The sequence below is a fragment of the Bradyrhizobium sp. genome (genome assembly GCF_052389815.1).
In the GTDB taxonomy this organism is placed as follows: domain Bacteria; phylum Pseudomonadota; class Alphaproteobacteria; order Rhizobiales; family Xanthobacteraceae; genus Bradyrhizobium.
Window position 1 is genome coordinate 28,831 of the sequence record NZ_JBQTHN010000194.1, and the last position, 26,739, is coordinate 55,569.

Annotated in this window: 28 protein-coding genes; 18 read left to right on the forward strand and 10 right to left on the reverse strand. The window is 63.9% G+C overall.

The genetic code is table 11. The features are described 5' to 3' along the window. Positions 1 to 158: 158 nt before the first annotated feature. On the forward strand, positions 159 to 1,088 hold the full coding sequence (locus tag ACT4OC_RS27350; RefSeq protein ID WP_444842171.1) for a LuxR C-terminal-related transcriptional regulator: 930 nt from the start codon (positions 159 to 161) through the stop codon (positions 1,086 to 1,088). A 129-nt stretch (positions 1,089 to 1,217) separates the two neighbouring features. On the opposite strand, the gene ACT4OC_RS27355 is transcribed toward ACT4OC_RS27350, so the two are convergent. Beyond that, the gene (locus tag ACT4OC_RS27355) at positions 1,218 to 2,264 is read right to left on the reverse strand and encodes a UDP-glucuronic acid decarboxylase family protein (protein WP_444842196.1); all 1,047 of its coding nucleotides are present in this window, start codon (positions 2,262 to 2,264) and stop codon (positions 1,218 to 1,220) included. A 482-nt stretch (positions 2,265 to 2,746) separates the two neighbouring features. On the opposite strand from ACT4OC_RS27355, the gene ACT4OC_RS27360 reads away from it, so the two are divergent. Genes ACT4OC_RS27360 through ACT4OC_RS27370 form a run of 3 tightly spaced genes read left to right on the forward strand, consistent with a single transcriptional unit; the run spans position 2,747 to position 6,715 of the window. Further along, on the forward strand, positions 2,747 to 3,709 hold the full coding sequence (locus tag ACT4OC_RS27360; protein WP_444842172.1) for a hypothetical protein: 963 nt from the start codon (positions 2,747 to 2,749) through the stop codon (positions 3,707 to 3,709). Next, positions 3,706 to 5,481: an SPASM domain-containing protein gene (locus ACT4OC_RS27365; protein WP_444842173.1), complete on the forward strand. Its 1,776-nt coding sequence runs from the start codon at positions 3,706 to 3,708 to the stop codon at positions 5,479 to 5,481. Before ACT4OC_RS27360 ends, ACT4OC_RS27365 begins: the two co-directional genes overlap by 4 nt. A gap of 46 nt (positions 5,482 to 5,527) precedes the next feature. Beyond that, positions 5,528 to 6,715: a hypothetical protein gene (locus ACT4OC_RS27370; protein WP_444842174.1), complete on the forward strand. Its 1,188-nt coding sequence runs from the start codon at positions 5,528 to 5,530 to the stop codon at positions 6,713 to 6,715. 128 nt (positions 6,716 to 6,843) lie between these two features. Here the strand turns inward: ACT4OC_RS27370 and ACT4OC_RS27375 are convergent, their stop codons facing one another. After that, positions 6,844 to 7,782, reverse strand: coding sequence for a glycosyltransferase family 2 protein (locus ACT4OC_RS27375; protein WP_444842175.1), 939 nt, complete (start codon positions 7,780 to 7,782; stop codon positions 6,844 to 6,846). Between the two features lie 169 nt (positions 7,783 to 7,951). Between ACT4OC_RS27375 and ACT4OC_RS27380 the strand changes: the two genes are divergently transcribed. Next, positions 7,952 to 8,428 (forward strand): hypothetical protein, encoded by a 477-nt coding sequence (locus tag ACT4OC_RS27380; protein WP_444842176.1) that lies wholly within the window; start codon positions 7,952 to 7,954, stop codon positions 8,426 to 8,428. Positions 8,429 to 8,493: 65 nt separating this feature from the next. Here ACT4OC_RS27380 and ACT4OC_RS27385 read toward each other — a convergent pair whose 3' ends face one another. Further along, complete coding sequence (locus ACT4OC_RS27385) at positions 8,494 to 8,745, reverse strand: DUF3551 domain-containing protein (protein ID WP_444842177.1); 252 nt, start codon at positions 8,743 to 8,745, stop codon at positions 8,494 to 8,496. 124 nt (positions 8,746 to 8,869) lie between these two features. Then, entirely contained in the window at positions 8,870 to 9,052 is a 183-nt protein-coding gene (locus ACT4OC_RS27390; RefSeq protein ID WP_444842178.1) for a hypothetical protein, read from the reverse strand. Between the two features lie 32 nt (positions 9,053 to 9,084). Between ACT4OC_RS27390 and ACT4OC_RS27395 the strand changes: the two genes are divergently transcribed. Together ACT4OC_RS27395 and ACT4OC_RS27400 are read left to right on the forward strand one after the other, a co-directional pair. Next, on the forward strand, positions 9,085 to 9,876 hold the full coding sequence (locus tag ACT4OC_RS27395) for a hypothetical protein (RefSeq protein WP_444842179.1): 792 nt from the start codon (positions 9,085 to 9,087) through the stop codon (positions 9,874 to 9,876). 459 nt (positions 9,877 to 10,335) lie between these two features. Then, positions 10,336 to 10,551, forward strand: coding sequence for a hypothetical protein (locus ACT4OC_RS27400; protein ID WP_444842180.1), 216 nt, complete (start codon positions 10,336 to 10,338; stop codon positions 10,549 to 10,551). Between the two features lie 122 nt (positions 10,552 to 10,673). Here the strand turns inward: ACT4OC_RS27400 and ACT4OC_RS27405 are convergent, their stop codons facing one another. Further along, entirely contained in the window at positions 10,674 to 13,121 is a 2,448-nt protein-coding gene (locus ACT4OC_RS27405) for a TonB-dependent receptor (RefSeq protein ID WP_444842181.1), read from the reverse strand. A 144-nt stretch (positions 13,122 to 13,265) separates the two neighbouring features. Beyond that, positions 13,266 to 14,627, reverse strand: a complete 1,362-nt coding sequence (locus tag ACT4OC_RS27410; protein ID WP_444842182.1) for a histidine kinase — start codon at positions 14,625 to 14,627, stop codon at positions 13,266 to 13,268. Positions 14,628 to 14,859: 232 nt separating this feature from the next. On the opposite strand from ACT4OC_RS27410, the gene ACT4OC_RS27415 reads away from it, so the two are divergent. Together ACT4OC_RS27415 and fghA are read left to right on the forward strand one after the other, a co-directional pair. Beyond that, complete coding sequence (locus ACT4OC_RS27415) at positions 14,860 to 15,480, forward strand: response regulator transcription factor (protein ID WP_444842183.1); 621 nt, start codon at positions 14,860 to 14,862, stop codon at positions 15,478 to 15,480. 32 nt (positions 15,481 to 15,512) lie between these two features. Then, a complete protein-coding gene (gene fghA, locus ACT4OC_RS27420; protein WP_444842184.1) occupies positions 15,513 to 16,358 on the forward strand; it encodes an S-formylglutathione hydrolase in 846 nt (281 codons plus the stop codon). Positions 16,359 to 16,370: 12 nt separating this feature from the next. Here the strand turns inward: fghA and ACT4OC_RS27425 are convergent, their stop codons facing one another. Then, complete coding sequence (locus ACT4OC_RS27425; RefSeq protein WP_444842185.1) at positions 16,371 to 16,880, reverse strand: DUF3280 domain-containing protein; 510 nt, start codon at positions 16,878 to 16,880, stop codon at positions 16,371 to 16,373. A 158-nt stretch (positions 16,881 to 17,038) separates the two neighbouring features. Between ACT4OC_RS27425 and ACT4OC_RS27430 the strand changes: the two genes are divergently transcribed. The 5 genes from ACT4OC_RS27430 (at position 17,039) to ACT4OC_RS27450 (ending at position 21,477) form a co-directional block, all read left to right on the forward strand. Continuing rightward, entirely contained in the window at positions 17,039 to 18,220 is a 1,182-nt protein-coding gene (locus tag ACT4OC_RS27430) for an ABC transporter substrate-binding protein (protein ID WP_444842186.1), read from the forward strand. Then, positions 18,217 to 19,206 carry a YVTN family beta-propeller repeat protein gene (locus ACT4OC_RS27435; RefSeq protein ID WP_444842187.1) on the forward strand — a complete coding sequence of 330 codons (990 nt, stop codon included), beginning with the start codon at positions 18,217 to 18,219 and terminating at the stop codon, positions 19,204 to 19,206. The genes ACT4OC_RS27430 and ACT4OC_RS27435 overlap by 4 nt, the downstream gene beginning before the upstream one ends. Positions 19,207 to 19,271: 65 nt before the next feature. Then, entirely contained in the window at positions 19,272 to 20,021 is a 750-nt protein-coding gene (locus ACT4OC_RS27440) for an ABC transporter ATP-binding protein (RefSeq protein WP_444842197.1), read from the forward strand. After that, on the forward strand, positions 20,018 to 20,866 hold the full coding sequence (locus ACT4OC_RS27445; protein WP_444842188.1) for an ABC transporter permease: 849 nt from the start codon (positions 20,018 to 20,020) through the stop codon (positions 20,864 to 20,866). Before ACT4OC_RS27440 ends, ACT4OC_RS27445 begins: the two co-directional genes overlap by 4 nt. Next, positions 20,863 to 21,477, forward strand: coding sequence for a hypothetical protein (locus ACT4OC_RS27450; protein WP_444842189.1), 615 nt, complete (start codon positions 20,863 to 20,865; stop codon positions 21,475 to 21,477). Before ACT4OC_RS27445 ends, ACT4OC_RS27450 begins: the two co-directional genes overlap by 4 nt. A 12-nt stretch (positions 21,478 to 21,489) precedes the next feature. Here ACT4OC_RS27450 and ACT4OC_RS27455 read toward each other — a convergent pair whose 3' ends face one another. Together ACT4OC_RS27455 and ACT4OC_RS27460 are read right to left on the reverse strand one after the other, a co-directional pair. Further along, positions 21,490 to 22,071 carry a PQQ-dependent catabolism-associated CXXCW motif protein gene (locus ACT4OC_RS27455; protein ID WP_444842190.1) on the reverse strand — a complete coding sequence of 194 codons (582 nt, stop codon included), beginning with the start codon at positions 22,069 to 22,071 and terminating at the stop codon, positions 21,490 to 21,492. After that, the gene (locus ACT4OC_RS27460) at positions 22,068 to 22,961 is read right to left on the reverse strand and encodes a substrate-binding domain-containing protein (protein ID WP_444842191.1); all 894 of its coding nucleotides are present in this window, start codon (positions 22,959 to 22,961) and stop codon (positions 22,068 to 22,070) included. The genes ACT4OC_RS27455 and ACT4OC_RS27460 overlap by 4 nt, the downstream gene beginning before the upstream one ends. Positions 22,962 to 23,116: 155 nt before the next feature. On the opposite strand from ACT4OC_RS27460, the gene ACT4OC_RS27465 reads away from it, so the two are divergent. Beyond that, positions 23,117 to 24,043 carry a quinoprotein relay system zinc metallohydrolase 2 gene (locus ACT4OC_RS27465; RefSeq protein ID WP_444842192.1) on the forward strand — a complete coding sequence of 309 codons (927 nt, stop codon included), beginning with the start codon at positions 23,117 to 23,119 and terminating at the stop codon, positions 24,041 to 24,043. Positions 24,044 to 24,141: 98 nt separating this feature from the next. Continuing rightward, positions 24,142 to 24,915, forward strand: coding sequence for a quinoprotein dehydrogenase-associated SoxYZ-like carrier (locus tag ACT4OC_RS27470; RefSeq protein WP_444842198.1), 774 nt, complete (start codon positions 24,142 to 24,144; stop codon positions 24,913 to 24,915). 67 nt (positions 24,916 to 24,982) lie between these two features. Here ACT4OC_RS27470 and ACT4OC_RS27475 read toward each other — a convergent pair whose 3' ends face one another. Next, positions 24,983 to 25,342 carry a hypothetical protein gene (locus ACT4OC_RS27475; protein WP_444842193.1) on the reverse strand — a complete coding sequence of 120 codons (360 nt, stop codon included), beginning with the start codon at positions 25,340 to 25,342 and terminating at the stop codon, positions 24,983 to 24,985. An 87-nt stretch (positions 25,343 to 25,429) separates the two neighbouring features. Here ACT4OC_RS27475 and ACT4OC_RS27480 point away from each other — a divergent pair, with 87 nt between their 5' ends. Both ACT4OC_RS27480 and ACT4OC_RS27485 read left to right on the forward strand, forming a co-directional pair. Beyond that, positions 25,430 to 26,242, forward strand: a complete 813-nt coding sequence (locus ACT4OC_RS27480) for a pentapeptide repeat-containing protein (RefSeq protein WP_444842194.1) — start codon at positions 25,430 to 25,432, stop codon at positions 26,240 to 26,242. 27 nt (positions 26,243 to 26,269) lie between these two features. Then, positions 26,270 to 26,614, forward strand: a complete 345-nt coding sequence (locus tag ACT4OC_RS27485; protein ID WP_444842195.1) for a hypothetical protein — start codon at positions 26,270 to 26,272, stop codon at positions 26,612 to 26,614. Positions 26,615 to 26,739 lie beyond the last annotated feature (125 nt).

Consider the following 26,739-nt stretch of genomic DNA (forward strand, 5'->3'; position numbering starts at 1 on the left):
TATATAGGGTTAATGGTAATTCGAATCTAAGCTTCACAAACTTGATGCAATTTGGCGCCGACACCCGGTTTTCGGCAGCTACGATACAGGATTTTCGCTTCGAGCAAGCATCACAAGTAGTAAATGCCTCGACGAAATCGCGATACGTGAGACTCCCGGTGCCGCGGCACCGGGCCGGCTTCGCGTCGAGGCTGGGAGTACCCACCATGCGGAGGCAGCGCACTCTTCCGGTCATACTCATTGGAAAAAGCATACTGCTGAAGGAAGGACTCGCCAGAATCCTGCGCGCGTCGCACTTTCGCATCCTGGCATCCATATCGAGCGCCGACGACCTGCAGCCGGGCAAATCGACACCACATCCCCCACTCTGCCTGATCGTTCACACCGGCGATGACTTCGACGCCGCGCTCGAGCAGATCGAGCTGTTCAGAAGCCGGTATCCGGACGGACGGATTGCGATCGTCGCCGATCACTATGGGCTGAAGGATCTGACCGCGGCATTCCGCACGGGCGCAAACGGATACTTCGTCAACGTGACCACCTGCGACAGGTTCGTCAAATCCCTGGAGCTGGTGATGCTGGGCGAAACCATCTTCCCGCCGGCGTTCCTGTCATTCATCCTCGATTCCAACACCCCTCCGACGGACGGCGGCACGGACGATCGCACCGATGAGCAGAACGGCGTGCCGATCCTGCTGGCGACGGGAGAGCCGGGCGCGCGCCTGCTCTCGCCGCGGGAAAAATCGATCCTGCTCTGCATCATCGAAGGCGACTCCAACAAGTGCATCGCACGCAAGATGGACATCACCGAGGCGACCGTCAAAGTCCACGTCAAGGCGATCCTTCGCAAGATCCGGGTTCAGAACCGAACGCAGGCCGCAATCTGGGGGTTGAACAACGGAACGCAGAAACACATCCAAGACGGCAACCGTACGTTACCGGTCTCGAGCATCGACGGGCCGCTCGTCAATCACCACAAGGCAATCTCGGAATTCAAGCCGTTCGGAGCGCAGGACGTCGGAGCGCAGGACGTCGGAGCGCCCGGCAAGACCGGAAAAGCCCTTCGGACGACACGGCCGGGCAAGTAGCGGCATCGCCGCGGCGTCGCCGACGACAGATTTTCTCCGGCATGCAAATGCTCACGCCGGCAAGAGCTCCGGACATCCGCACCGGGCGACGCCGAATTCCAATGACGTCGCAGCAGCCGACCCCGCTTCTCAGGAAGCGGTCGCGTGGCTTTGCGACGGCTCGCGCAGCTTCTGCCTCGGTGCGGATCGCTGCCGTGCGATCGACCGGTTCTCTCGAACGCGCCTGCCCTGCTTCGATTGCAATTCCTCGAAGTAGGCAATGGTTCGCTGCAGGCCTTCCGTCAACATCACGGTCGGCCGCCAGTTCAGCAGCTCCTGCGCCTGGCTGATGTCCGGCCGACGCTGTCTCGGATCGTCCTGCGGCAGCGGACGGTGGACGATCCGCGACCGGGAGCCGGTCATCTCGATCACCTTCTCCGCCAGGTCGCGGATCGTGAACTCGTTCGGGTTTCCGCAGTTGATCGGCCCGGTGATCCTGGCCGGCGTGTTCATCAGGGCGATCATTCCCCTGACCAGATCGTCGACAAAGCAGAACGAGCGCGTCTGCAGACCGCGGCCATATACGGTTATCGGTTGGTTGTTGAGGGCCTGGACGATGAAGTTCGAGACGACGCGACCGTCGTTCGGCTGCATGCGCGGCCCGTAGGTGTTGAATATCCGCAAGACCTTGATTCGCAGATGGTGCTGCCGGCCGTAATCGAAGAACAGCGTCTCGGCGCAACGCTTGCCTTCGTCGTAGCAGGAGCGCGGCCCGATCGGGTTCACGTTCCCCCAATAGGACTCCTGCTGCGGGTGGACCTCGGGGTCGCCGTAGATCTCGGATGTCGAGGCTTGAAGGATCTTGCCTCGCAGCCGCTTGGCGAGGCCCAGCATGTTGATGGCGCCGAGCACGCTGGTCTTGGTGGTCTGCACGGGATCCCATTGATAGTGAATGGGCGAGGCCGGACAGGCGAGATTGTAGATTTCGTCGACTTCGACGTAGAGGGGGAAGGTCACGTCATGACGCAGAACCTCGAACCGCGGGTGGTCGCGCAGATGTTCGATGTTGCGCCTGGTTCCGGTGTAGAAGTTGTCGACGCAAAGTACCTCGCAGCCGGCTTGCAGCAGGCGTTCGCACAGATGCGAGCCGATGAATCCCGCGCCACCGGTCACCAGGACACGGCGGGGAATTCCCATTGCGTCCGGAAGCGCCGGGACCGCGGTGGCTGGCGCAATGTTCAGGCTCGAGCCGGCTGAATGATCCATGATGTGTCGCTCCGGGACCCACGTTCCGAAAACCTTTGTCGAACGACGCCGCTGCGCCCGGATCGCGCCTGTCGACGCGCGATGATACGTATTTCCCGATCCGTGCATGCGACGCAGAAGAGGTACTTCCCGCCGCCGGCGTCACCTTGCGCCCGCTGCGCCGGCTACGGCCGGCATCGCGGCGGCGAAAATCCAAAGGTCGAGCGGGAGGGAAGCCTGCCGGTGAGTTGTAGCCAGTGTGCCAGCCAATTTTTCGTTGCAGGGCGCCAGGTGAAACGAAGCTGATGGAGGTAACCCGTCTGGAGTAGGCCCTTCGGAAGCCTAGCCTTAATTGACCCTGCACGCACGGCTTGCTCGCAGTACGCTCGACACAAATTGGGCGTGTTGCCCATGATGTGTCGGGAGTAAGGCTCATGACCGCTAACAGGAGTGAGTTCATTGACGCGCTGCTGAAGGAAGGCGCCCCGATCTTCGCAGCCTCAGGCGATACCGGCGGTTCGCGGCTGACATTGCACGTGGCCGCCGAAAGCGACGTCGAACAACTGAGAGCGGGCATCCGTTCCGCGCTATCGGAAACTTCCGCAAAGCTTCGCGTGTCGGTGCGGACTCACAGGCTTTATCGGCTCGCCTTTCCGCGCTCCCTGGAACATTGGCTCCGGCCCTTCTCCGACGGGATTTTGTACGATCCGACGATGATCGTGGCGCGCGCCAGGGAGCTGCTTTCCTCGGCGCAGTCGTGCCGCACCGCGCTCGGAAGGGCGGTCGACGGAATCTTCTGCGATCCGGCTTCGCGCAGCATCCTGGTCCTGGCGCGTGGCGGCAACCTCGCCGACCTTCAGTCGAGGATCGCCTCAGCCGTTGCGGTGACCGGCGGCTGGGAGGGAAGCATCCGGGTCGTTTCGGTGCTGCCGCGACAAACGCTGGTGCCGGTCGACGCGAAGACGGCAGGATACCTTGCCAGGCTCAGCCGCTTCATTCGCCGATGGCGCACACCCGGCGCCGTTGCACTCGCGATCTCGGCGGCGTCCGCCATTCCGGCCTCGGCGCATACCGGCGGCGCGCGGCTCGATATGGAACGCACGACGCTTTCCATGAATGCGACGGCCGAAAGCGAGTTCGGCGTGCTGTCGAGGCTGTCGGTCTTTGCCGACGGCGCGCGACCCGGCGAGGCGGACGCATTCGTCACGATCGGTTTGCAGATGTACTTCGGCGACAAGGTGCTGATCGCCCAAAGGAGAAAACAGACGCGTTGCGAGTACGGCCGATTGCCCAACGGACGATGCGCTGAAGAAGAAGTCGGTCAGACCGGACCTGGAGCAGCAGGCCCAGGCGGCACCGGCGGACCGGGCGGTGGCGGTGCAGGACCGGGTTCGTGAATGTGACCGCGTACAATCAGCGTCAAGACACGTTCTGCGCGCTGCCCTTCCAGCATCTTTGCGTGGGGCCGGAAGGGACAGCTCGCATCTGTTGCGTCGCCCATGAGCTGGTGAGCGAGCACGGCGCGCCGATGTCGCTGAACGTTCACTCGATGGACGAAGTTTGGAACTCCGCCTACATGCGCAAGGTCCGGCGCGCCATGGTCAAGGGCGAACGCGTGCCGGCCTGCGAGGTTTGCTACGAGAGCGAAGCCAAGAGCGGCCAGAGCTATCGGACCCATACCGGCGTCGAGCCGATCGATGGGCGGCCCGTCTCGATCGCCGCGCTGTCGCGGAGCTCGATCGCCTCGGGATACCGGATGGATGAGCGTCCGGGGTTCATCAAGCTCGAGATCAGCAACCTCTGCAATCTGAAGTGCCGGATGTGCTATGGCGCGGCAAGCTCGCAAATCGAGCGGGATCCGGTGCACAGCAGATGGAGCGGCGGTGTCGACCCGTTGCACGCGATCTGGCGCGGCGATACGGCCAGGATAGGACCGGAGCCGCGGATCGGGGTACGCGCCTCGGGCCTCCATCCGCACCAGTACAAGAACGGATCGCTGCTTCGCTGGACCGACGGTCACGCCATATTCAATATTCCGATAAGTCCGGACACGAGACTCACCGAGCTGGAGATATCGTTCGACGCCGAAGGCCCGCGCGACCGGCAGTACCAGGTCGTGGTCAACGATCGGACGGTTGCAAGCGGGAGCTTGCAGGAGAATGGCACGTTGTTGCCCATCGACTTGAGGGGCAGCCGGATCGGCACGGAGCTGATCGTCGAGATCGTCAGCAGCAAGTCCCCGGAGGGATCAACGGAACGCGGCGTTCCGCTGAGCTCGATCGTAATCCACCGCCTGCTGGCGGGCGCGGCTACGGACTTCATGCGGCCGCAGATATTGACCGCACAGGCGGGTGAGGAACGGCCCTGGTACATGGACGACGCCAAGGTCTTCGACGACGTCCTCGGATCGGTCGACAAGCTCGAGCGTCTGTACATCACGGGCGGCGAGCCGCTCATCAATGAACGCGTCTCCGAAATCCTCGAGCACCTGGTCGAGACCGGCGCGGCAAGCCACATCCATCTCGAGCTTTCCACCAATTGCACGGCGGTGAACGCCAGCGACATCGGGAGAATCAAGAAGTTCCGGCGGGTCGAGCTGCTGCTCAGCCTAGATGCGGTCGGAAGCGACTATGAATACATCCGCTTCCCGGCGCGCTGGAGCAACGTCGAGGCGAACGTTCGCAAGCTGAAACTGGAGCACGGGCTGGTTTGCAAGGTCCCGCCGGTCGTGCAGGCCTACAACATACTGCGTCTGGTCGATTTGTGCCGCTACTGCGATACGATGGGCATGGAGATCACCATGAACATCCTGCACCTGCCCGATCGACTCGCGATCCATCATCTGTCTCCGAGCGTGCGCGAGCGGGCGGCAGAGCGGCTGTTCGAGTACCACGACAACGGCTGTCATCCGTACACCAAGCCGCAGGTGCTGTCCCTTGCCCGATACCTTTCGGAGCTGACCACTCCCCTCAATCACGAGGTCATGCGCGAGTTCATGCTGTTCACGAACGATCTCGATGTCTCGCGAGGACAGAGTTTCCGCGCTTCGCACGCAGAGTTCGTCGAACTGCTGGCAAGGGACGGATTCGAATGGACTGACGAGACCAGGTTCACGGAGGGCGCTCCCCGGCCGCGGCCGGCGCGCGAACGCGATTATGCATGGCTCTAGCCTACCGCCCGACGCGGGCAAACGCCGCGATCCAGCCGAACGGGTGTTGCGGCTGGTCATCGGCTGCGACCTCGACGCACCGTCCGAATCGCTGCGCGACGCGCTGCGCATCGGCAACGCACTGACGAGCCGCGGACATCAGGTCATCTATCTGGCCGGCGATCCCGTAGCCCTGGTGGACCAGGCGGGTTCGCCGATCACATCGGAGCTGCATCAGGCCGCTGCAAAGCGCGCGGCACCGCACCTGGTGATGAAACGGCCCTCGACGGACGGCTTCGCCGACCGCCTCGCAGTCGTCGGTTTCGACGACAAGCAGACCTTGATGACGCTGGCATCGGTCTGCAACGCCGGGCTTGCCGGCATCCAGCCGGACGCGATCATCGGGATCGGCACACCGATCCTCTGGCTCGTGGGCCGCGCCCATGCACCGACATTCGCGGTCGGAAACGGCAGCATGCTGCCGCCGGCGCTCGGGACGTCCTTTCCCAGGCTGACGGCAAACTCGACGCCGGTGGCCGACGACAATACAATGCTGTCCAACGCCAATGCAGTGCTGTCGCGCATGGGCCAGCCGTCGCTGGCGACGCTGGGAGAGCTCGTTACCGAGTGCCGGCCGATCCTGTACGGACTGTCGGCCCTCGATCCCTATCTGCAGCTGCGCAGCAGCCACACGACCGGATTGCTCGGCGCGATCCCAAATCCCAGCCTGCCGCCGCAAAGCGAGCGGATTGCGGCCTTTCTGGACGTCAACTGTCCGAACATCGAGATGCTGATCCTCGCGCTGGCGGGGCTCGGTCGCGACATTCCGCTCGATGTCTGCATCACCGGCGCGACGGCCGGCATGCGAAGGTTTCTCCAGCAGCAGCCGTATGTGACGCTGTGGCCGGACTACGGATCGCTGATGGAGCGGGCCGAGTGTGCGAGCGTGCTCTTACACCACGGCGTGCAGGACGTTACCCAGCAGTGCCTCGTCGTCGGGCGTCCGCAGCTCGTCATGCCGTGGACGGCCGAGCAGGAGATGCTGAACTATATGGTGGGCTGGATGGGAATCACCTGGTCCAAATCGCCCACCATATCGATCGAGGAAATGGCCGCGACCTTGCACGATCTGCTGCGGGACACGTCGCTGCCGGTTTCAGCCCAGCATCACTCGCGCCAGCTGGCCCAGACCGACATCGGCGACGCGCTGCCGGCGATGATCGAACAGATCGAGAAGGTGCGGGAATTCGCCTAGCTAGAGCTGGTGAGACGAGGTTGAACTCGAGCGGCGTTGGGAGGCCACCTCTCCCTTTGGGACCCTTTGGGAGAGGTGAACCGGGTCTGACGGGCAACCGATTCAACCAGACACCTATCACGCTCTGGCTAGCGCTCCCGATACATCCGCTTGTTGTGCATCACCCACTTGAACCGCTGCCATCGATCGCGGAGCGAGTGTTCGGGGCATCGCAGGCTGGCCCATAGCGTCTTGTACAACGGGGCGCGGCCGAGCCAGTACAGATTGGTGATCCGCCATTCGTTGTGATCGAGCTTGATGTCGAACGCCGTTCCGGCCCTGGTCAGGACCTGGCGCAGCGAGAACATCCGCCATTCCACCCGCCGGACGTCGCTTTCACGGATCTCCCTGGAGCGATAGGTGCGATCGTCGCGGCCGTTGGCGTAGAGATTCGTTCCGTGCAGCCGCCGCAAGGCAAGCGTCTCGGGAAGGGCGGCGATTTCCGCGGTGACGGCGCAGAAGTCGGTCAGGACGGTGTCGGCGCCCTCGCGGTGCGCGTAGGTCGGGATCGGCAGCGCACGGCGGATGTGCTCGGGACGAAACGCCAGGACCGACGTGATCGGGCTCCACCAGCTTCCGCCGCTTCGCATGTATTTCCTGCGATAGTCGCCGTCCGTCAGCGCCATGGGCTGGGGAACGCCGATTTCCTTGCCCTTGGCGTCGATATTCTGGAAGCGGTGATAGAGCATGGCCGCATTGGGACGCTCGGCCGCGAACTCGACCATGCGCTCCACCTTGGTCGGCAGCCAGGCGTCATCCGCATCGAGCAGCATCAGCAGCTCGCCGCGCGCCAGGGGGATGCCCACGTTGAACGCGTGAGCCTGGCCGCCGTTGGTGGTGCGGACGGTCCTGATCCGGTCGCCGTAGTGCTGCAACACCTCCGGGGTGTGATCGGTGGAGCCGTCGTCGACGACGATGATTTCGATGTTCTTGTAGGTCTGGTTCAGAACGCTGTTGATCGCAAACGGCAGGAATCTGGCGTAGTTGTACGTATTGATCAACGCGGTTACGAGAGGTTGCGACTGCATCGACGTAAGCCCTACAGGCAGTATCGGCCAAGCGCATTCCCAGAAGCCACAGTCTAGCATTTTCTTGCGGGTTAACAAGTAATTGGGATTTCGGGGACAACCTGTTCCCGCCCGTTCAGTCTAACAAAACACTTTGTTGTTAGTGATGCCCTCGCAGGAGGAGCATCACATGAAGCTTTCGTTTGGAATGGCATGCCTGGTTCTCGCCCTCGCGGCATCACCAGTTCTCACGGCATCACCGGCCGCCGCCGCCCCGCACGACGATGCAGGGTCGCAGGCAATCGCCCGCGCAATCGGAAATTGCAGCGATCCCTGCGTCATATCCGGCAGCAACGGTGGCCGCATCGTCGACTTCCGGGCGGCCGCAGCGGCGATCCAGAACGGGGCGCGCAAGAGCGTCGTGATCGACGGATATTGCGCATCGGCCTGCATGACGCTGGCCTCTCTGGTGCGTTCCAAGGTCTGCATCACCTCGCGCGCCGTCTTTGCCTACCACAAGACGAACTTCGGCCGGCCCATTCCGCTCGGCTCGGATTTGAACGGATGGATCTCCCGCAACGGAGGTTATCCCGAGTTCGGCGCCACCCCCGGGGTTCTGCCCGATCGGGTCGCGCAGAGCTTCTGGCGGCAGTGCAAGTCGACCTGACGACGGCGACATAGTGTATGCCCGGGCCGGGCGCGCTCGCGAGCCCGGGCTCGCGGCGCATGCGGTCAACGTGCGGCGCGATCACGCTGGCGCGCCGCTGCGGCCAACGGATTTGCCGAGCATGAACCGCCGCCGGCGTAGGCCGCGGCCTGACATTGGGCGAGCGTATAATAGTTGCATTCGCGTCCGTCGGTTCTCCCGTAGAAAGTGACACAGTACGCGGCATTGGCATCCGCCCTGGCCGGCATTGCGCTGGAAAGGATCGTCAAGCCGGCCGTCAAGACGAAAGCCGAACCCAAGAATGCGAGCTTCTTCATCGAAGGTCTCCAGTGTTGCTTCACGGGCATGTCGCCCGTATTGAGCTTCGCAAGCTCGGCGCCAATGGTTACTTCGGCTCACGCCTAAGTGACTCGTTAGCGGTCAGGCCCGCAGGACCCGCGGTCAGCTTCGCAGCAGCAGTGAAGGCAATTCGGCCGGCGTGCGGATTTCAAGATCCGGAGCCACCGCGCGCATGCCGAGGTCGGAGGCCGCGTATGCGTCCCACGACGGCGCCTCCCGGACGCCGGTTTTCTTCACCCAACCGGCCGGTGCTATCATGTTCGGGCGGTTGGCTTCGTGTTCCAATCCAGGGGGCACCCATTCCGGAGTTCCGATCGATGATCAGCATGACTCGCCGTCATGCACTGCTCGTTGCGGCAGGCCTGGGAGCCAGCCTCGGAGCATCGCGTGGCGGCAACCCGGGAGCATCAAGGATGCAAGCTTTGGATTTCGAGCGGGCACGCATTTCATGGACAACCAAAGCAGGCATCGGCGGAAGCTGGCGCGTGATCGCGACGGCTTGTCAGCAGGAGGCCGAGGATTGCATATACCTGGCGCCTGCCGTGATGGCTGGGAATATCTTCGGCGCAGACCGTTTGCCCCTGGATCCACCTTACTCGTATCAGCTCATCGCAAGGCGCGAACGGCATGCGATCGTCAGGGAGGATGTATCCTCCGGAAGCAGGGATAGCGAAGCCGACCATGAGGCTGCGTTCTCGTCGTTCGATATTCACGCGCCACGACATGCGGCAAAGCCCATCGAGACAAGAGCCCTGGACTCAGGGACCGTCGCGCGGTCGTGGCCGATATCGGCTCGACTGAAGGCCCGCGGCCACCGCGGTGAGCTCTGGAATCTGGAGTTCCCGGTCAACCACATCAACACGCGCACGAAAGATGCATCGGAATTTCAAGTCGAGAGCGGCCCCGTGCTCATCCCGCGAGATATAGTGGATATTGCCGACGCCTCGATCGTCGGCGGGTGCTATCTGGCCTACGTCTTTTTCAACAAGACGAGCCAGGTCGATTTGCTGGCCTGGGGTCCGACGAGCAATTCACGTCGAGGCTTTGTGCGTTTCGCTCGAATTGTCGGCATTGAAACCGAGCTTCTGAGCCGGCAACCGGAGAGATAGCGGCTCAGGATCCCTCGCCATCGAGAATGCCGACATAGTGGGGTCATCGAATCCATCCCGCCATGACCTGCCGACGAGCGGTTGGGATCGTCGGCCCGCAACCGGGCCGCATGACCGCCGGAAAACCCGTTGGACGCAGCCCACGGACAATTGGCTGACCGCTGGAATCAGCCCATAGTGGGCACACAGCCGGGGGGCTGATCCGTTTGTCCACTGAATTGCAATACCTAACGCGACGTTCTGCCTGCAGAGAGAAATTTCGCTGCGCGCTCAACGCTTTCAGAACCCGGCGCGCGCACAATGGCTTGCCGGTTCGGGCGGCTGTGGCGCATCGAGCCGACTCCGTCGGTCGGGTTTGCCCGCCTCGGCGGGCGAAGCCCCCGGTAAACTACGGGGCACGGCCACAGTGGCATGAGCTCTGCATAGTCCGAACCGGCATTTTCACCAACGAAGGTCACCATGCTCGTCACTCTCGTCGCTATTCTCTGCAACGGCCAGCTTTGCCTGGAGAAGGTCGTTACGACCAGTGAGCAGTCCGGCATCACCATGAGCGCCTGCTCGGTCCATGCGCAAATCGGCATCGCCGACTGGCTCGCCAAAGGGCCGTATCACGATTGGAAGCTGGAACGTTACAAGTGCGTTTTGGGCAAATACGTTCCCAAGACCCAAGCCTGATCCGCGCGGCTCCCGTCAGCCGTAAAGCGCGATGAGATTGGGATGAATCGTCATCGCGCTTTAGGTTGTTGTTTGAGCATGATCTTTTCGGAAAACCGCTTCACACTTTTCCGGATCATGCTCTAGAACGTCGCCTTCAAGCCTGCGTAGAATGCGCGCGGCAATGCCGGGCTGACCGTACGCGGGTCGGTGAATTCCGCGCCGCCGTTTGCGAAATTCGGGATGTCATCCCTTTCGAAGAAGGTGCCGTAGGTCGCGTAACGCCTGTCGAAGATGTTGTTCACGCGCCCATAGATCTGGAACGTCTTGTTGATCTGATACGAGGCGTGGAGATTGAAGACGGCATAGCCCGGCAACCTCGGGAACTGGTTGGATTCGTCACCGGCAAAGTATTGGTTGCTGACAAGCAGCGCGTCCCCGCCAACCTTGAAGGCATCAGTCATCCAGTAGTCGATACCGGCCTTGAAGCGATTGCGGGGGATCGCCGGAATTCGATTGCCCGGCAGAACCTGGATGTTGCCGTCGGCGTCGGCGAACGGGCTGTGGGAGCCGAGCTGCAGGGCGTCGAGGAAGCGCGCATCCACGAGGGTATAGCTGGCGTATAGCTGCAGCGTCTTCGATGTCAGATTGACCTGTGCCTCGATGCCCTGCCGTCGTGTCCGGCCCACGTTCTGGAAGTAGCCAAATCCCTGCAGCTGGGGACTCGGGATTGCGAGGATGTCATCGACATTGGTCGCGCGGAACGCGCCGACCTTCCATCCGAGCGTTCCGATATTCAGCTCCGTCGTTCCGCGAAAACCGGCCTCGACGGTGCGCGAGACGACCTGTTTCAGCGGCGGGTCGGCGATGAGGAATGCGGCAGCGATACAGGGGCGCGCCGGGTCGGCGCATGCGAGCTCCAGCGGGGTCGGCGCGCGATTGGCTTCGGAATAGCCAGCATATGCCGTCAAACCCGGCGTGATCCTGTAGGTGCCGCCGATCATCGGATTGAAACGACTGAACGTATGGCTGCCATTGAGGTCGGTGCCGATCAAATCCTGAAGGACGATGCTCGCATAGTTGAAGCGCCCGCCGCCCGAGATCGAAAGCGCATCCGTCACGTCGAACGTGTCCAGCGCATAGACTCCGGTGTATCGGTTGGTGGCGCGAAGATCGACCGGGCCGATCGAAACCGGATCGCCCGATCGCCCGAGAAATACGCCGCTGCCGTTGACGACGTAGTTGGTGCCGATCGTGCCCAGTTCCGCGCTGGCCCCGAAGCGGGTGACCCCGGAGTCGAAGCTGGCGCCGACCATGAACTGGTTGTTGTGCCCGAACAACTGGTCGGTATTGGTGGCCTGCAGCGTCGCTCCCGTCGTGGTCGAACGGGTCGTCGTCCGGTCGATCTGTCCCAGCACGGCGTCGGCGGGGAAGGGATTTACGATCGGGACCCCGTTGAGGCCGTTTGCAAAGGAAGTGTCGTCGTTGAAGCAAAGAAACGCGTCGTTGGGAGGCGCGCATACTTTCGTCTCGGTCGGGTTGCCGTCCACCGTCTTCTGCCGGAACGCGCGGACGCGCGCCGAGCCTTCGATCGTCCAGGTCGGCGTCGCCTCGACCTTTCCGGTCAGATTGGCGTAGGCAACGCGGTTGTCCGTGGTCTGCGGTGTCGTGTAGGTCGCGCCCCAGAACTTGTCGAGCAGTTCGACCGGCACGGCCGCAGCCGCGCCGAAATTGTTCTTGGCTACACCCACGTTGAGGTGAAACTCGCTGCTATCGGTGCGGTAGCCGACATCGCCGTAGAACCGGCGAATCGCCGACTCCGAGAAATTGCGAAAGCCGTTGTCGCGCAGTCCTTCCAAGGCACCGTAGACGGAAACATTGTCGATCTCTTTGCCGTACTGCGCCGAACTCTGGACGCGTCCGAACGAGCCGCCCATCGTGTTGATTTCGGCGCCCTGGTAGTTGAAGCCGTTCTTCATCTGCACGTTGACGGCGCCGCCAAGCGCGTTGAGGCCGAAGGCGGGATTGTTGGTTACCACGGTGACCGACCTGATCGCAGCGGTCGGAATCAAGTCCCAATGAACGGTGTCGCCGAACGCTTCGTTGATGCGCATCCCGTTCTGGTAGACCGCCAGTCCCTGGGGAGTACCGGAGACCGGAGACGCCACGAAGCCGCGAAACTGGATGTCCGGCATGAATGGATTGCCGGTGGTATCGCTGATGATGATACCCGGAACCTGTTGCTGCAGGGCGTCCGCGATGTTCAGCGAGTCGGTTCGCGCGATCTGGTTCGGACCGACCGCGTTGATGGCTGCCGGCACCTTGTCGGCGTCTATGGCCCCGCCAGCGCCGCCTGTTGACGTTGGCGTCGTTGGCGTTGGCGCCGTCGGGTAGACTTGGACCCTCCGCACGACCCGGGCTGCCCGAGGCGAGCCTCTGCTACCGGACGGCCTGGCGCCTGCCGGCGCCGGGGCGACTATCTCGACGTCAGGCAGGGCCTGCAGCTTGTCCGCGTCCTGCGCCTGAACGCAATCGCTCGCCGCGAGCACGCCAGTCGCCAACGTTCCGATCAACCGGAATCGAGCACCCATCTACCTGTCCCCACCATACCGGCTCCGTGGTCCCCTGCCGGTCAGATGCGAGCGATATTAAGACGTCGGCAAAGTTGCGCTACGTTCAAAAGGTCCAAGTCCCCGCGCGCATTCTTCCCGATGGAACCGGGAAAAATTCCCGGTTCAGCAGGCGGCGCCCCTGGGAATTAGCGCTTCTATCGTCACACCGCTTTCGCGGGATACGACGTCGAGAGAACCGCCAAGCGCCAGGATGCGCTCGCGCATTCCGGTGAGGCCAAGGCCGAGCTTGTGATCTGCCTTCAGTCCGCGGCCATCGTCGCTGACGCGCACCCGCGCGCAGCCGAGCGTTCCCCGCGCCGTTTCCGCCTCCGCGGGTTCGACGGTGACGCTGACGCGCGAAGCGTCGGCGTGGCGGAAAACATTCGTCAGCGCTTCCTGAATGATGCGATAGATCGTCAAGTCAACCGTCTCTCCGGTCTCGCCGAGCGACGGCGAAATCGCCGCTTCGACGACGACACCGGGGTGGGACTCGCCCCAAAGACGCAGGAGAGCGCCGAGCGCCTCGCGCAGCCCGAGTTCCGCGAGGCCCACCGGGCGCAACCGCTCCAACACCCGGCGATTGGATTGCTGCAAGGCGTCCACCTGCTCCAGGATGGCGTTGCCATGCTTGCGCAGCGCGCCGAGATTTGGCTCGCCCGCATCCGCGATCTTGGTCAGCGCGCCGGCATGGGCGCGCAGCGCGAACAGATAGGGGCCGAATTCGTCGTGCAGTTCCCGCGCGATTTCCTTGCGCTCTGCGTCCTGCAGCGAGACCACGCGTTCGGCCAGGCGCCGCTTGTCGTCGACGGCGGCCCCCAGCGCAGCCGCGAGGTGATTCAGCTTTTCGCAGATCGCAGCGAGCTCCGGCGAGCCCTCCGGCTTCACGCGGGTGTCATAGCTGCCGGATTCGATCTTGGTTATCGCGCGCGAAAGCGCCTCGATCGGCTTGAGCGCGCGCCCGACCACCATGCTCGTGATAAGAAAGAGAACGATCGCGACACCCGAGCCGACCAGCAGCTGGGTGACGATGCCGTCCCATATTTCCGCCACCTCGTCGTTCGGATGGGATGTGATCACGAACGAGCCCGGCCTGCCCTTGATCGAGATCGGCACGTTCACGGCGGTCTTGTCCGGATGAACCAATGCCACGAACCAGGCGGGAGCGGAACGCCCAGCATCGCCGGCGCGATCGGTCCCCGCGGAGCCGTCGACGGCGCTGCCCTGCCGCGTGATGCTGACATGGCGCAACCGGTTGAGGTCGCGAACGATCTGGTTCAGGCGCGCCTCGGGATCCGGCGCCTCGTCAATTTCAGCGACGATGGTCTCGAGGAATTCGCGCGCCAGCCGTATCACGCTCTGGTCTTCGGCCTGCACGCGCGGCCCCGCCTCGAGCACCAGCCGCGTAACGTTGATGGCCAGCCCGAGCGCGAGGACGAGCACGAGCAGCAGATTGATCCGGGCGCGCAATGAGAGTTGTTGCCACATGGCGTTTGTCCAGGAGTGAAATCGTTCTTGCCCGGGAGCGAAGTCGTCTTCGATTCTCCCTCGCGGGGAACGTTGACAGACAAAAACGGCAGCGATCTAATCGAAGCGTACAACATCGGAGCGTACAACAGCGTCGCCCGCGTTGCATGACCCGTCGACGGTAAACCCGGCGCAGCCGGGCATCCTGCGCGGTGCGGCAATGATATCGCGGTGGTGCTCGGGAGCAATGCCAATGCGCGTCCTGATCGTCGATGATCATCGCATCGTGGCTTCGGGATGCCGCGCGCTGTTTTCCGGGGACCCCGACGTCGAAATTCTGGAAGCATCCGACGCCGAGGGCGGCGAACGCGTCTTCGAGCACGAGCATCCCGACGTCTGCGTTCTCGACATCAATCTGCCGACCGTGTCCGGCTATGAACTGGCGCGGCGCATCCTCGGGCGAGACGCATCCGCGCGCATCGTCATCTTCAGCATGAACGACGATCCGGTGTTCGCCGCGCGCGCCATCGAGATCGGCGCCAAGGGCTACGTCTCCAAGTCCGGCGAGCCGCAGGAACTCGCCGACGCCATCCGCGAGGTCGGAAGCGGCGGGGTTTACCTGCCGCCGGCAATGGCACGAAGCATTGCCTTCGCAGGACCCGCCTACGCGCAAAGTCCGCTTGCCAAGCTGACCTCGCGCGAGATCGAGATCTTGCGCCTGCTCAGTGCCGGCAAGAGCCTGGCCGAGATCGCGTGGCTGGTGCATTCCTCCTACAAGACGGTCGCCAACACGTCCTCGATGATGCGCCAGAAGCTCGGCGTGCGGACCTCCGCCGAGCTGGTGCGGCTCGCAATCGAGAATCGCGTGGCCTGAGATCGAGCCGCGCGGTACCGGAATCGAGGGTCATGACAATCCAGACCGTTTCGCTCAACAAGTCGCACGGCGGCACGCAGGGCGTCTACAAGCATGCCAGCCGCCAGACCGGCACGGACATGACCTTTTCGGTCTATGTCCCTCCCCACGCCGCCGGAGCACGGCTGCCGGTCGTCTGGTATCTGTCGGGACTGACCTGCACCCATGCCAACGTGACGGAAAAAGGCGAATTCCGCCGCTCATGCGCCGAGCTCGGCTTGATCTTCGTCGCGCCGGACACCAGTCCGCGCGGCGAGGGCGTGCCGGGCGACCCCGAAAACGCCTATGATTTCGGGCTCGGCGCCGGCTTCTATGTCGACGCAGCGGTGCAGCCGTTCGCACGCAACTACCGCATGTGGAGCTACGTCACGGAAGAGCTGCCGAAGCTGGTCGCCGAGCATTTTCCGGCCGACGCCATCAGGCAATCCATATTCGGCCATTCCATGGGCGGCCACGGTGCGCTGACCGTGGCGCTGCGCCATCCCGATCGCTACCGCGCGGCAAGCGCATTTGCGCCGATCGTTGCCCCCTCGCAGGTGCCGTGGGGCATCAAGGCGCTGGGCGGCTACCTCGGCGATGACAAGCGGGCGTGGCGCAGGCACGATACGGTCGCGCTGATCGAGGACGGCGCCAGATTTCCCGATCTCCTGGTGGACTATGGCGATGCCGACCCGTTTCTGGCCGAGCAGCTGCGCCCGGAACTGCTGCAAGCCGCCTGCGCGAAGGCGAACATTCCCCTCACCCTGCGCCGCCAGGCCGGCTACGATCACAGCTACTACTTCATCTCCACCTTCATGGACGATCACCTGCGCTGGCACGCCGCGCGCCTGAAGGCATGAATGGAGCCGAGGTCATTGCGGCTTCCCGTAGTTCGGCGCCAGCAGCCGGTTGCGTATCAGGTAGCTCGTCGCCCGCGTCCAGGATTCGTCGGTGTTGCCGCGAAGATCGGCGTTCATCGCGGTGATGAGCTGTCCGGTATGGACGTCGCGCACGAAGATGGTCAGGTTCAGTATCAGGGTCGAGATCTTCCTCATCACGCCGGTGATGACGAGATCCGCTCCAACCCGCTGCGCATATTGCACGTCGCAGCCGCCGCAGGCCTGCAGATTGCTGGCATCGGCGGCGGCCTTCACCGGCGCGATGTCGAGCAGTTGGAACTTGCCGGATTCCGCAAGCTGCCGGCGCACCAGACCGCTGATGCGGATCAACCGCTCATGCTCTTCGGCCTGCGGCCCCCGCATCTCGCCCTCGAGGCTGGTGTCCATCAGCTCGAAATCGAACACGGCGAGTTTCGGCGGCTCGGCGCGGGCCGGCGAGAATGCCAGCAGCGCCAGCGTGACGAAGGCGAACGATGCTCTCATGGTCGTGATCCCGGCGTGGGGCCGCGCTACTGCAAAAGGCGGGGTTGCAAGCCAAAACAATTCAGTCATGCTTCAAGTCGAGAATGCCCGCAAGGCAGGCGTCCTTGCAAGCCAGCGGCTCCATCCAGCGGTCAAATGGAGGAGCGTCGGGAGGAACCATGATCCGATGGTTGGTCGGCGCGATCGGCCTTAGCATCGTGGCAGGCCATGCCGTCGCGGCGGACCCGATCGAGATCGGCATCGGCTATCTCGCTCAGGCCGGCGTCAAGCCGAAACTGTCGCTGGTCGAGCAGCCTGCCGGGAACGACGGCGTGGCCGGGGCGCGGCTTGCGATCGAGGACAACAACACCACGGGCCGGTTTCTCAATCAGCGCTTCACCCTGCAGGAAGTCAGGCTGAGGGAAGGCGAGGACGCCGTGAAGGCGGCGGCGGAGCTCGCGAGCCGCAACGGCTTCATCATTGCCGATCTGCCGCCCGACGTACTATTGAAGGCTGCCGATGCGCTGCGCGATCGCGCCACCGTCCTCTTCAACGCGGGGGCGATCGACGAGCGGCTGCGCGAGCAGGATTGCCGCGCCAATGTGATCCATGTGGCGCCGACCCGCTCGATGCTCGCGGATGCGCTTGCCCAGTATCTGGTGTGGAAGCAGTGGAAGCGCTGGCTGCTGGTGGTCGGCTCGCACCAGCAGGACAAGCTCTATGCCGAGGCTCTGCGGCGCGCGGCGACGCGCTTCGGCGCCAAGATCGTGCAGGAACGGACGTTCGAGGATACCGGCGGCGCCCGGCGCACCGACAGCGGCGTCACACTCGTGCAGCGCCAAATGCCGGTATTCACGCAGCAGGCGCCCGCCTATGACGTCCTCGTGGCGGCGGACGAGAGCGAGGTCTTCGCCGGCTATCTGCCCTATCGAACATGGGACCCGCGGCCGGTCGCCGGCTCGGCGGGTCTGGTCCCGCGGAGCTGGGATGGCTCGCTGGATCAGTGGGGCGCGATCCAGATGCAGAACCGCTTCATGAAGTTGAGCTCGCGGCGGATGACGGCGCTGGACATGCAGGCCTGGACGGCGGTGCGGATGATCGGCGAAGCGACATCACGCATCAATTCCGGCGAGGCGAAAGCCGTGCTCGACTTTCTCAAAGGTGCGGATTTTTCCGTTGCCGCATTCAAGGGCCAGCGGCTGACGCTGCGCGACTGGAACCTGCAGCTGCGCCAGCCCATCCTGCTGGTCGACGGACGCATGGTGGTCTCGGTCTCGCCGCAGGAAGGCTTCCTGCATCAGGTATCGGAGCTCGACACGCTCGGCTTCGACCGGCCCGAGACCAAGTGCAAGCTGCGTTGACGGAGGTTTGGATGAGGCGCCGCTACCTGCTTTGCGGACTGATCGGGTGGATCGTCACCGCCGCGCCGGCCGCCGCGTTCGTCGCCTATGTCTCGAACGAGAAGAGCAACACCGTCTCGGTGATCGACACCGACAAATGGATCGTCACCAAGACCATCAAGGTCGGCCAGCGGCCGCGCGGCATCGAATTCGCCAGAGACGGCAAGTCCGTGCTGGTCGCGGTCGGCGATGACGACAAGATCGAGGTGATCGATGCGGCAACTCAGCAGGTGGTGGATTCGCTGCCCTCCGGCCCCGATCCCGAGCTGTTCACCCAGGATGCCGCCGGCAAGGTGCTTTATGTCGCCAACGAGAACGACAACACGGTGACGGTGATCGATCTCGAGAAGCGCGTCCGCGTGGGGGAGATCCAGGTCGGCGTCGAGCCCGAAGGCATGACCCTCAGCCCGGACGGCAAGATGCTGATCAACACCTCGGAGACCACCAACATGGCGCATTTCATCGACACGGCGACGCGCCAGATCGTCGCCAATGTGCTGGTCGATGCGCGGCCGCGGTTCGCCGAGTTCAAGCAGGACAGCTCCGAATTGTGGGTATCGTCGGAGATCGGCGGCACCGTGTCGGTGATCGATCCCGCCAGGCGCACCATCACCCGCAAGATCGAATTCAGCATTCCGGGGCTGCGGCGTGAAGCCATCCAGCCGGTCGGCATCGGCATCACCCGGGACGGAAAGACCGCCTTCGTTGCGCTCGGTCCTGCGAACCGCGTCGCCGTCGTCGATGCCGTCAGCCATGCGGTGACCAAATATCTTCTGGTCGGCCAGCGGGTCTGGCACATGGCGTTCACCCCGGACGAAAAATACCTGCTGGTGACCAATGGCGTGTCCAACGACGTCTCGGTGATTGACGTGGCGGCGCAAAAGGTGATCAAGACGATCCAGGTGGGCGAGCTACCCTGGGGCATTACGATTGCTCAGCAGCCATGACGCTATCCTCCGCACCCGCCGGCCAGTCAGCATCGGACGCCCGTCCCCGACCCGATCCGGCCGCGATGCCCGCGCTGTCGATCGACCGCGTCAGCCATTCCTATGGTCCGCGGCGCGCTCTCGCCGACGTCAGCCTCACGGTCGCGCCGGCCAGCTTCACCGCCTTGCTTGGCCTCAACGGCGCCGGCAAGAGCACGTTGTTTTCGCTTGTCACGCGGCTGTTCGGGATTCAGAGCGGACGCATCGGCATTTTCGGGCATGACATTCGTTCGGCGCCCGGCAAGGCGTTGCGCCAGCTGGGTGTGGTGTTTCAGCCCCGCACGCTCGATCTCGACCTTTCGGTGATGCAGAACCTGCTCTATCACGCCGCCCTGCACGGCATCGCGAGAAGCGAAGCGCGCCTGCGCGGCGATGAGGTGTTGGCGCGCCTTGGCCTGGCCGACCGTGCCGGCAGCAAGGTGCGCGACCTCTCGGGCGGCCAGATGCGGCGGCTGGAGATCGCGCGCGCCCTGCTGCACCGGCCGCGCCTGCTGCTGCTCGACGAAGCGACCGTCGGGCTCGACGTCAAGGCCAGGGCCGATATTCTCGACCACGTCCGCCAGCTGGTGACGGAGCAAGGCATCGGCGTGCTCTGGGCGACGCATCTGTTCGACGAGATCGTGACCGGCGACGACCTCGTGGTGCTGCATCAGGGGCGAGTGCTGGCGCATGGCCCGGCTTCGCGTGTCATCGCCGAGGCCGGAGCCGATGACATCCATGCCGCATTCATGCGCCTGACCGGCGCGGCAACCGTACCCGGAGGTGCCGCGCCATGAGCTCCACGACCGTCGCCCGGGACCGCAGCGGCTTTTCGCCGGCTCAATACGTCACCTGCCTGAACGGCATCGTGTGGCGCGAGGCCTTGCGCTTCCTGCACCAGCGCGAACGCTTCGTTTCGGCGCTGGTGCGGCCGCTGGTGTGGCTGTTCATCTTCGCCGTCGGCTTCCGTCAGGTGCTCGGCGTCTCCATCATCCCGCCATACGAGACCTACATCCTCTACGAGGTGTATATCGCGCCGGGACTGATGGCGATGATCCAGCTGTTCAACGGCATGCAGTCCTCGCTCTCGATGGTCTACGACCGCGAGATGGGAAATATGCGCACCCTTCTGGTGAGCCCGTTGCCGCGCTGGTACCTGCTGTTCTGCAAGCTCGTCGCGGGAACGGCGGTATCGCTGCTCCAGGTTTATGCGTTCCTGCTGATCGCGTGGTTCTGGGACATTGCGCCGCCACCGACCGGGTATCTCGCGGTCTTGCCGGCATTGATCCTTGTCGGCCTGATGCTCGGCGCGCTCGGCATGCTGATCTCTTCCGGCATCAAGCAGCTGGAGAACTTTGCCGGGGTGATGAACTTCGTCATCTTTCCGATGTTCTTCGCTTCATCGGCGCTTTATCCGCTGTGGCGGGTGCAGGAGGGCAGCCCCCTGCTCTATTATGTCTGCCAGCTAAATCCGTTCACCCATGCCGTCGAGCTGATTCGCTTTGCGCTGTACGGACAGGTGAACTGGGTCTCGCTGGCGGTCGTCGGCGGCTGCACGATTGTCATCATGATCGGCGCGATCTACGCCTATGATCCCTCGCGCGGGCTCGCCCGGCGAGGTCCGGCCGGAGGCGAGACATGAAGTGGCGCACCGCGATCGGGATCGTCTTCCTCATCGCCGCATCGACCGGAGGCTGCCTGGCCGCCGATCCGCGTTATCCGGACTGGCCATGCGTCCAGGCCAAGGTGCCCGAAATTTCGCTCGCCGCCGTATGGGCAGGTCCGCCGCTCGACGACGCCGCGAACAAATGGAAGAACGACGCCAAGGTGAGCGCGCTGGTTTCGAAATTGGCCGCAAGGAAGACACTCCTCGAGGAGGCCCAGCAGGCGATCACGGAATTTCTTGCGGGATCGGCGGCTGAAAAGGCCGAAACCGGCAAGCTGCTGTTCGCCGGCCTGTTCGAAACCCTCAATGCCCAGCGCAATTCCGTTCTGAGCGGGCTCGAACGGGTGACCCGCAAGCAGCGCGAGGCCGCCGACAAGATCCGCTCGGACACGCTCGCCCTGCAGGCGCTGCAAGGCGCATCCCCGCCCGATCAGCCCAAGATCGACGAGCTCAGCAATCAATTGGTCTGGGAAACGCGGATCTTCGAGGACCGCCGGCGCGTGATCGGATTCGTCTGCGAGGTACCGACCGCGATCGACCAGCGGCTGTTTGCACTCGCGCGCGTGATACAGCAGGAGATGGAGTAGCCGGCGGCCCCGTCATTCCCGGTCCGGGACCGGCCTCTCCTCATCGGCCCGCGGCTCCGGCTGCGCTTCCGCGACGGGCAGGTTGGCGCGCTCCCATCCCTCGGTCCCCTCGGGGTACCAGGCGACGTTGGAATAGCCAAACGACAGGATTCGCTTCGCCGCGTTCCAGGACATCCAGCACGCTTCCTGGCAGTAGATCACCAGCAGCGCTGCCTGGTTGCCTCTCGAAGCGCGATCAAGCACGCGCCGCAGGTACTTCTCCGTCGTCTCAGCCAGTTTGCCGTAGCCGGTGTCCGGCAGCCACATGCTGCCGGGAATGTTGAGTCGCGGCTTATCGCGCCAGACCGTGCCTGCCGGCAGGTTCGCGGGCTTCGGCGCGCGCGGCAGCACATCGACGAAGATGGCCGCGCCCGCGCGCCAGATCGCCTCGGTCTGTGCGGTCGAGAGCACGCGGGCGCCGGCGAGCGTTGCGGGAACAGGCGCACGATAGTCGTCCGTGCGGTATCCGTCGGGCTCGGGAACGTCTGCCTGCGCATGCGCCCGTGCGGCAAATGCGAACGCGGCGAGAACGACTGCCGCACGCTTCCGGCTCATGGCGACTTCGTCGCCGTCTCAGCGCCGATCGGCCGGTCGTTCTCGTCGAGCAGGGGCACGCCGAAATCGAGCAGGATCCTGTTGATGGCCGGCTGGTTCTCCTGGATCAGGCGGTTGAGCAGGCGCTTCCAGTTCTGGTCGGCCGACCGCACGCCCATGCCGATGCGGTAGACGAGCCGCGGCCCCGTGGTCTCCTTGACCAGCGGCGTGACGTGCAGCGGCGGACTCGTCCTGCCGGCGTAGAAACCGGCGATCGGGCCCCAGAGAATGGCCGCGTCGATCTTTCCCGCGGTCAGATCGTCGATCATGGTCGCCGCCGACGAATCCAGACGCGTGTCGATCATCAGCCGATACGACCTGGCGTCCGCCATCAAACCGTTGACGGCCATGTTGGTGGCCGGCGGCGTGCCGGCGACGATTCCGATATGCTTGCCTCTCAGGCGGGCATCTCCGAGCGTCGCAACGTCGTCCAGACCGCTGCCTTGCCTCGTCACGAGGGCGTAGGCGCTGCGGTAATAGGGATTGGTGCCCTGGACCAGGTCGTCGCCCTGCGGAAATCCCATGATGACGTCGCAGCGATGCGCGCCGAGCGTCATGCGCACGAACCCGGTGGCTTGCGGGAAGTAGACATAGTCCAGCTTCTTCTGCAGCTTCTCCGCGAACAGCTCGCCGAGCTTGTTCTCGAAACCTTCGCCCTTGTCGTTCGAGAACGGCAGATTGCGGGGATCGGCGCATATCCTCAACACCTTGGGATCGACCAGCTCGATCGACAGATCGGGGCCATCCGTCGTCTGCGCAGTCTGCGCGCGCGCCAAATCTGCGCCGGCAAGCATTGCGGCGATCGCCATCAACGGGAGAAGCGGACGGTGACGTTGCGCGCCGTTGTTCATCGCGACCTCCCCTCTCATCAGGCTATCAGCCATAGATTGCGCGCCGGGCGTCGTCATGCAACAGAAATGATCCCTCGTGATGTTGCGGCGCATGTCAGCTTGACGGGGAACACAGTTTGATCGACATCGCTTCGTGATCGGACGGAGGCAGAAGTATGGCGCTTCGCACTTGCGGCCTTGCCGCGCTCGTCCTCATCGGCGCATCGACCGCCTTGTGCGCGCAGCCGCAGGCGCTCGAAGTCAGCGAAGTGGCGCCCGGCCTGTTCGTGCATCGCGGCCTGACCGCGCTGATGACGCGCGAAAACGGCGGCGCGACCGCCAATATCGGCTTCGTCATCGGCGAAAGCGCGGTTGCGGTGGTCGACAGCGGAGGCAGCGTTGCCGAGGGACGCAGGCTGCTGGCGGCCATCCGTGCACGCACCGACAAGCCCGTCCGCTTTGTCATCAACACACACGGCCATCCGGATCACGTTTTCGGGAACGCTGCATTTGCCGGCGATGGAACCGTGTTCGTCGGTCATCGGAACCTGCCGCGGGCGCTCGCGGCGCGCGGCCAGTTCTATCTCGATACGTTTCGCCGGATCATGGGCGACCAGGCGATGGACGAGGTCCGCATCATCCCGCCGACGCTCCTGGTCGACGACACCGTCAGCATCGATCTCGGCCAACGAATCCTGACCTTGAAGGCATGGCCGACCGCGCACACCGATCACGATGTCTCCATATTCGACGAACGGACCCGAACGCTGTTCGCGGGCGATCTGGTGTTCCTTGCCCACACGCCCGTGCTGGACGGCAGCATTCGCGGCTGGCTCACTGCGATCGACGAACTCGGCCGCCTGCCCGCGCAGCGCGTGATTCCCGGTCACGGACCCGTGAGCGAGTGGCCGACGGCACTCACCGACCAGCGTCGCTATCTCGAAGCCTTGTCGTCCGATGTCCGCGCCCTCGTTGCCCGCGGCGAGCCGATCACGGCTGCAGCGAGATCGGCCGCCGCCTCCGAGCGATCGCGATGGCAACTGTTCGACGACTACAATGCGCGCAACGCAACGGCGGCGTTTTCGGAAATTGAATGGGAGTAGCCCGCACAATGGCGTATGTTGTCTCCGCGGGGCGATGCGGGACAACGGCCATGTTCGGACACCGAGTGCACTTGCGTTGCATTGCCGGATTTCTCGTCATGCTCGGCGCCGGCCTCGCGCACGCGGCAACTCCGGAGGCGTATGACCCGTGGCCCGGCCTGGTACAGGACATCTTCAAGAGCCGTCCGATCCACGACGGCAGCGGCGTGATCGCGATCGAGATGCCATACCGAGCCGAGGATGCGGCGATCGTTCCGGTCACCCTGCGCAGCAAGCTTGCGCCGGACGACGGCCGCCGCATGCTGTCGATCACAATCGTGATCGACCAGAATCCCGCGCCGATGGCGGCCAGGTTCGAGCTCGGGCCGGACGCCAATGTGATGGAAATCTCGACGCGGGTGCGCGTCAACAACTACACCGACGTTCACGCGGTGGCCGAGCTCAGCGACGGACAGCTTTATGTGGCGAAGACTTACGTGAAGGCATCCGGCGGCTGCTCCGCTCCGGCCGCCAGGAATGCCGACGAGGCCAGGGGCAGATTGGGCCAGATGCGGTACCGGCAATTCAAGCGGCCCGGCGCAGCCGGCGGGGCGCGCGAGGCGCAGATCATGATCGGCCATCCCAACAATTCCGGGCTGCAGATGGACCAGATCACGCAGCTTTACATTCCAGCCTTCTTCGTCAACGAGCTGCGCCTGTGGCAGGACGACAGCCTGCTGCTGGCGATCGAAGGCGGCATCTCCCTCTCGGAAGACCCCAATATCAGGTTCACTTATGCTTCAAACGGCGCGAAGCGCTTCCGCGCCGAGGCAAAGGACACCGGAGGCCATACGTTCCGGAACGAGTGGAAGATCGACGATCCCGGCATGTGAGGAATCCCGGGATGTGAGGATTCCGGGATGTGATGCGGACATCGCCTGGCCGGAACGACGGCCGCCACTAGAAACATCGCACTTCGGCTTCGGCCTGGGCGCGCCTGAGGTCGTTGAGCGCGCCCGAGGCCTGTTCGGAGGTGCGAAACTGCGTGCCCAGATTGCCGCGGACCTGCGACATGCTCAGGACGGTTTCCGCCCTGACGTAGCGCTCATAGGGCAAGAGCGATGCGATCACGTCGATCGAACAGGAGCATTGTTCGATCGCTTGCCGCGTCTCGCCATTCGCCTTGAGACAGCCGAAGACGTATTCCACCCGCGCCGCCGTCGGATAGTCGTTGACAGCCTCGGCGCGTGCGGCGATCGCCGTCGACGTCAGCACGATCAACGCGGCGACAATTCGTCGTACCGGTCCGGCCGCCGTCATCGCTTTCCTCCGCTACTGGACGCAAAGCTATGCTATCAATGTCCCGCTGAAAAGCCGACGTTCGGCATGCGGCTTCGGGAACTCGCCATGATCCACGCGGAGCGGGTACTCAAACGTGCGATCGGGCCCGCCCTATTCGGCCTTGGGCTCGTGGCCGTCACGGCGACGGCGCAAGACATGATGCGCCACGTCGACCTTTCCTCACCGGACATGGTCTCGGCCGAAATGACCCGCGCAGACGTCGAAGCCGTTCTGGCGAAGGCAACAAGCGCCGCACCGGCGGACTTCTCGGGAAAGAAACTGTCCGGCCTCGACCTCTCCGGGCTCGACCTTTCAGGCGCGGTCTTTCGCGCCGCCCGCCTCAACCGGACGAAGCTCGCCGGCGCAAGGCTGGATCGCGCAATCCTCGACCAGGCCTGGCTGCTCGAGGCGGACCTGCGGGGTGCGAGCCTGAAGGGCGCCAATCTGTTCGCCTCGCAGATGCCACGCGCGCGCCTCGACGGCGCCGATCTCTCCGGAGCCCGCGTTGCCGCCGATCTTACCGGCGCCAGCCTCGTCGGAGCCTCGATCGCAGACGCCAATCTCGGTGCCGACATGCGCAATCAGTCGATGGGTCTCATGCGGGCGGTGCTGAGATCGGCCAACCTGGAACGGCTGAACGCACGCGGCGCCGACCTGTCCCGCGTCGATCTCGAATTTGCTTCACTGAAAGGCGCCGACCTGACGAAGGCATCTCTCAAGGGCGCCCAGCTCGGCGGCGCCGACTTGAGCGGCGTCACGATCATCGATGCCGATTTCGACGGCGCCGATCTCGATTCAGCGAGGTTGGCCGCACCAACGGGTCTTGATCGCGCAAAGAATTTCGACAGGGCGAAAAACCGCGATCGTCTGCTAAGGTAGGACCGATCGCCATGGAAGGATTTCCTGATGCGATGGATCCTGGCTTTGGTCGCGCTCGTGCTGGCCGGCACCGCCGAGCTTGCCGCACAGGGCAAGGGCATCCGGCTCTGGAACCTGACCACCGCGACCATCTCCGGCTTTCAGCTATCGCCGGCCGGAAAGGACGCCTGGGGACCGAACCAGACCTTGAACGACAAGGACAAGGAGGTCGACCACCGCGAACGCCTGCGCATTACGGGCGTGGAGCCGGGACGTTATGATGCGAAGGTCAGCTATCCCGACGCACGGCAATGCTTCGTGCGCGATATCGAGATCAAGGCGGATGCAGTGTTCTCGATCGAGGACAAGGACTTGAAGGGCTGCAACAAGTAGCCCGGCCGGGCAGCGCCGGACGCGGCTTCAGCCGGTTGGCGCGGCGCTGCCGAGATCGGCCTTGTCCTTGCTGTGCGGATATTCGCAGCGCCATTTGACCGCGGTCCATTTCGGATGCTCGGCGA

Bases quoted from the DNA above. Each gene is read 5' to 3' on its own strand.
- ACT4OC_RS27450 (WP_444842189.1), top strand. From the start codon at position 20,863: ATGAAGTGGCGCACCGCGATCGGGATCGTCTTCCTCATCGCCGCATCG.
- ACT4OC_RS27460 (WP_444842191.1), bottom strand. From the start codon at position 22,961: ATGAACAACGGCGCGCAACGTCACCGTCCGCTTCTCCCGTTGATGGCG.
- ACT4OC_RS27430 (WP_444842186.1), top strand. From the start codon at position 17,039: ATGATCCGATGGTTGGTCGGCGCGATCGGCCTTAGCATCGTGGCAGGC.
- ACT4OC_RS27470 (WP_444842198.1), top strand. From the start codon at position 24,142: ATGCTCGGCGCCGGCCTCGCGCACGCGGCAACTCCGGAGGCGTATGAC.
- ACT4OC_RS27415 (WP_444842183.1), top strand. From the start codon at position 14,860: ATGCGCGTCCTGATCGTCGATGATCATCGCATCGTGGCTTCGGGATGC.
- ACT4OC_RS27465 (WP_444842192.1), top strand. From the start codon at position 23,117: ATGGCGCTTCGCACTTGCGGCCTTGCCGCGCTCGTCCTCATCGGCGCA.
- ACT4OC_RS27485 (WP_444842195.1), top strand. From the start codon at position 26,270: ATGCGATGGATCCTGGCTTTGGTCGCGCTCGTGCTGGCCGGCACCGCC.
- ACT4OC_RS27445 (WP_444842188.1), top strand. From the start codon at position 20,018: ATGAGCTCCACGACCGTCGCCCGGGACCGCAGCGGCTTTTCGCCGGCT.
- ACT4OC_RS27440 (WP_444842197.1), top strand. From the start codon at position 19,272: ATGCCCGCGCTGTCGATCGACCGCGTCAGCCATTCCTATGGTCCGCGG.
- ACT4OC_RS27355 (WP_444842196.1), bottom strand. From the start codon at position 2,264: ATGGGAATTCCCCGCCGTGTCCTGGTGACCGGTGGCGCGGGATTCATC.
- ACT4OC_RS27360 (WP_444842172.1), top strand. From the start codon at position 2,747: ATGACCGCTAACAGGAGTGAGTTCATTGACGCGCTGCTGAAGGAAGGC.
- ACT4OC_RS27410 (WP_444842182.1), bottom strand. From the start codon at position 14,627: ATGTGGCAACAACTCTCATTGCGCGCCCGGATCAATCTGCTGCTCGTG.
- ACT4OC_RS27400 (WP_444842180.1), top strand. From the start codon at position 10,336: ATGCTCGTCACTCTCGTCGCTATTCTCTGCAACGGCCAGCTTTGCCTG.
- ACT4OC_RS27380 (WP_444842176.1), top strand. From the start codon at position 7,952: ATGAAGCTTTCGTTTGGAATGGCATGCCTGGTTCTCGCCCTCGCGGCA.
- ACT4OC_RS27455 (WP_444842190.1), bottom strand. From the start codon at position 22,071: ATGAGCCGGAAGCGTGCGGCAGTCGTTCTCGCCGCGTTCGCATTTGCC.
- ACT4OC_RS27375 (WP_444842175.1), bottom strand. From the start codon at position 7,782: ATGCAGTCGCAACCTCTCGTAACCGCGTTGATCAATACGTACAACTAC.
- ACT4OC_RS27385 (WP_444842177.1), bottom strand. From the start codon at position 8,745: ATGAAGAAGCTCGCATTCTTGGGTTCGGCTTTCGTCTTGACGGCCGGC.
- fghA (WP_444842184.1), top strand. From the start codon at position 15,513: ATGACAATCCAGACCGTTTCGCTCAACAAGTCGCACGGCGGCACGCAG.
- ACT4OC_RS27475 (WP_444842193.1), bottom strand. From the start codon at position 25,342: ATGACGGCGGCCGGACCGGTACGACGAATTGTCGCCGCGTTGATCGTG.
- ACT4OC_RS27480 (WP_444842194.1), top strand. From the start codon at position 25,430: ATGATCCACGCGGAGCGGGTACTCAAACGTGCGATCGGGCCCGCCCTA.
- ACT4OC_RS27405 (WP_444842181.1), bottom strand. From the start codon at position 13,121: ATGGGTGCTCGATTCCGGTTGATCGGAACGTTGGCGACTGGCGTGCTC.
- ACT4OC_RS27395 (WP_444842179.1), top strand. From the start codon at position 9,085: ATGATCAGCATGACTCGCCGTCATGCACTGCTCGTTGCGGCAGGCCTG.
- ACT4OC_RS27425 (WP_444842185.1), bottom strand. From the start codon at position 16,880: ATGAGAGCATCGTTCGCCTTCGTCACGCTGGCGCTGCTGGCATTCTCG.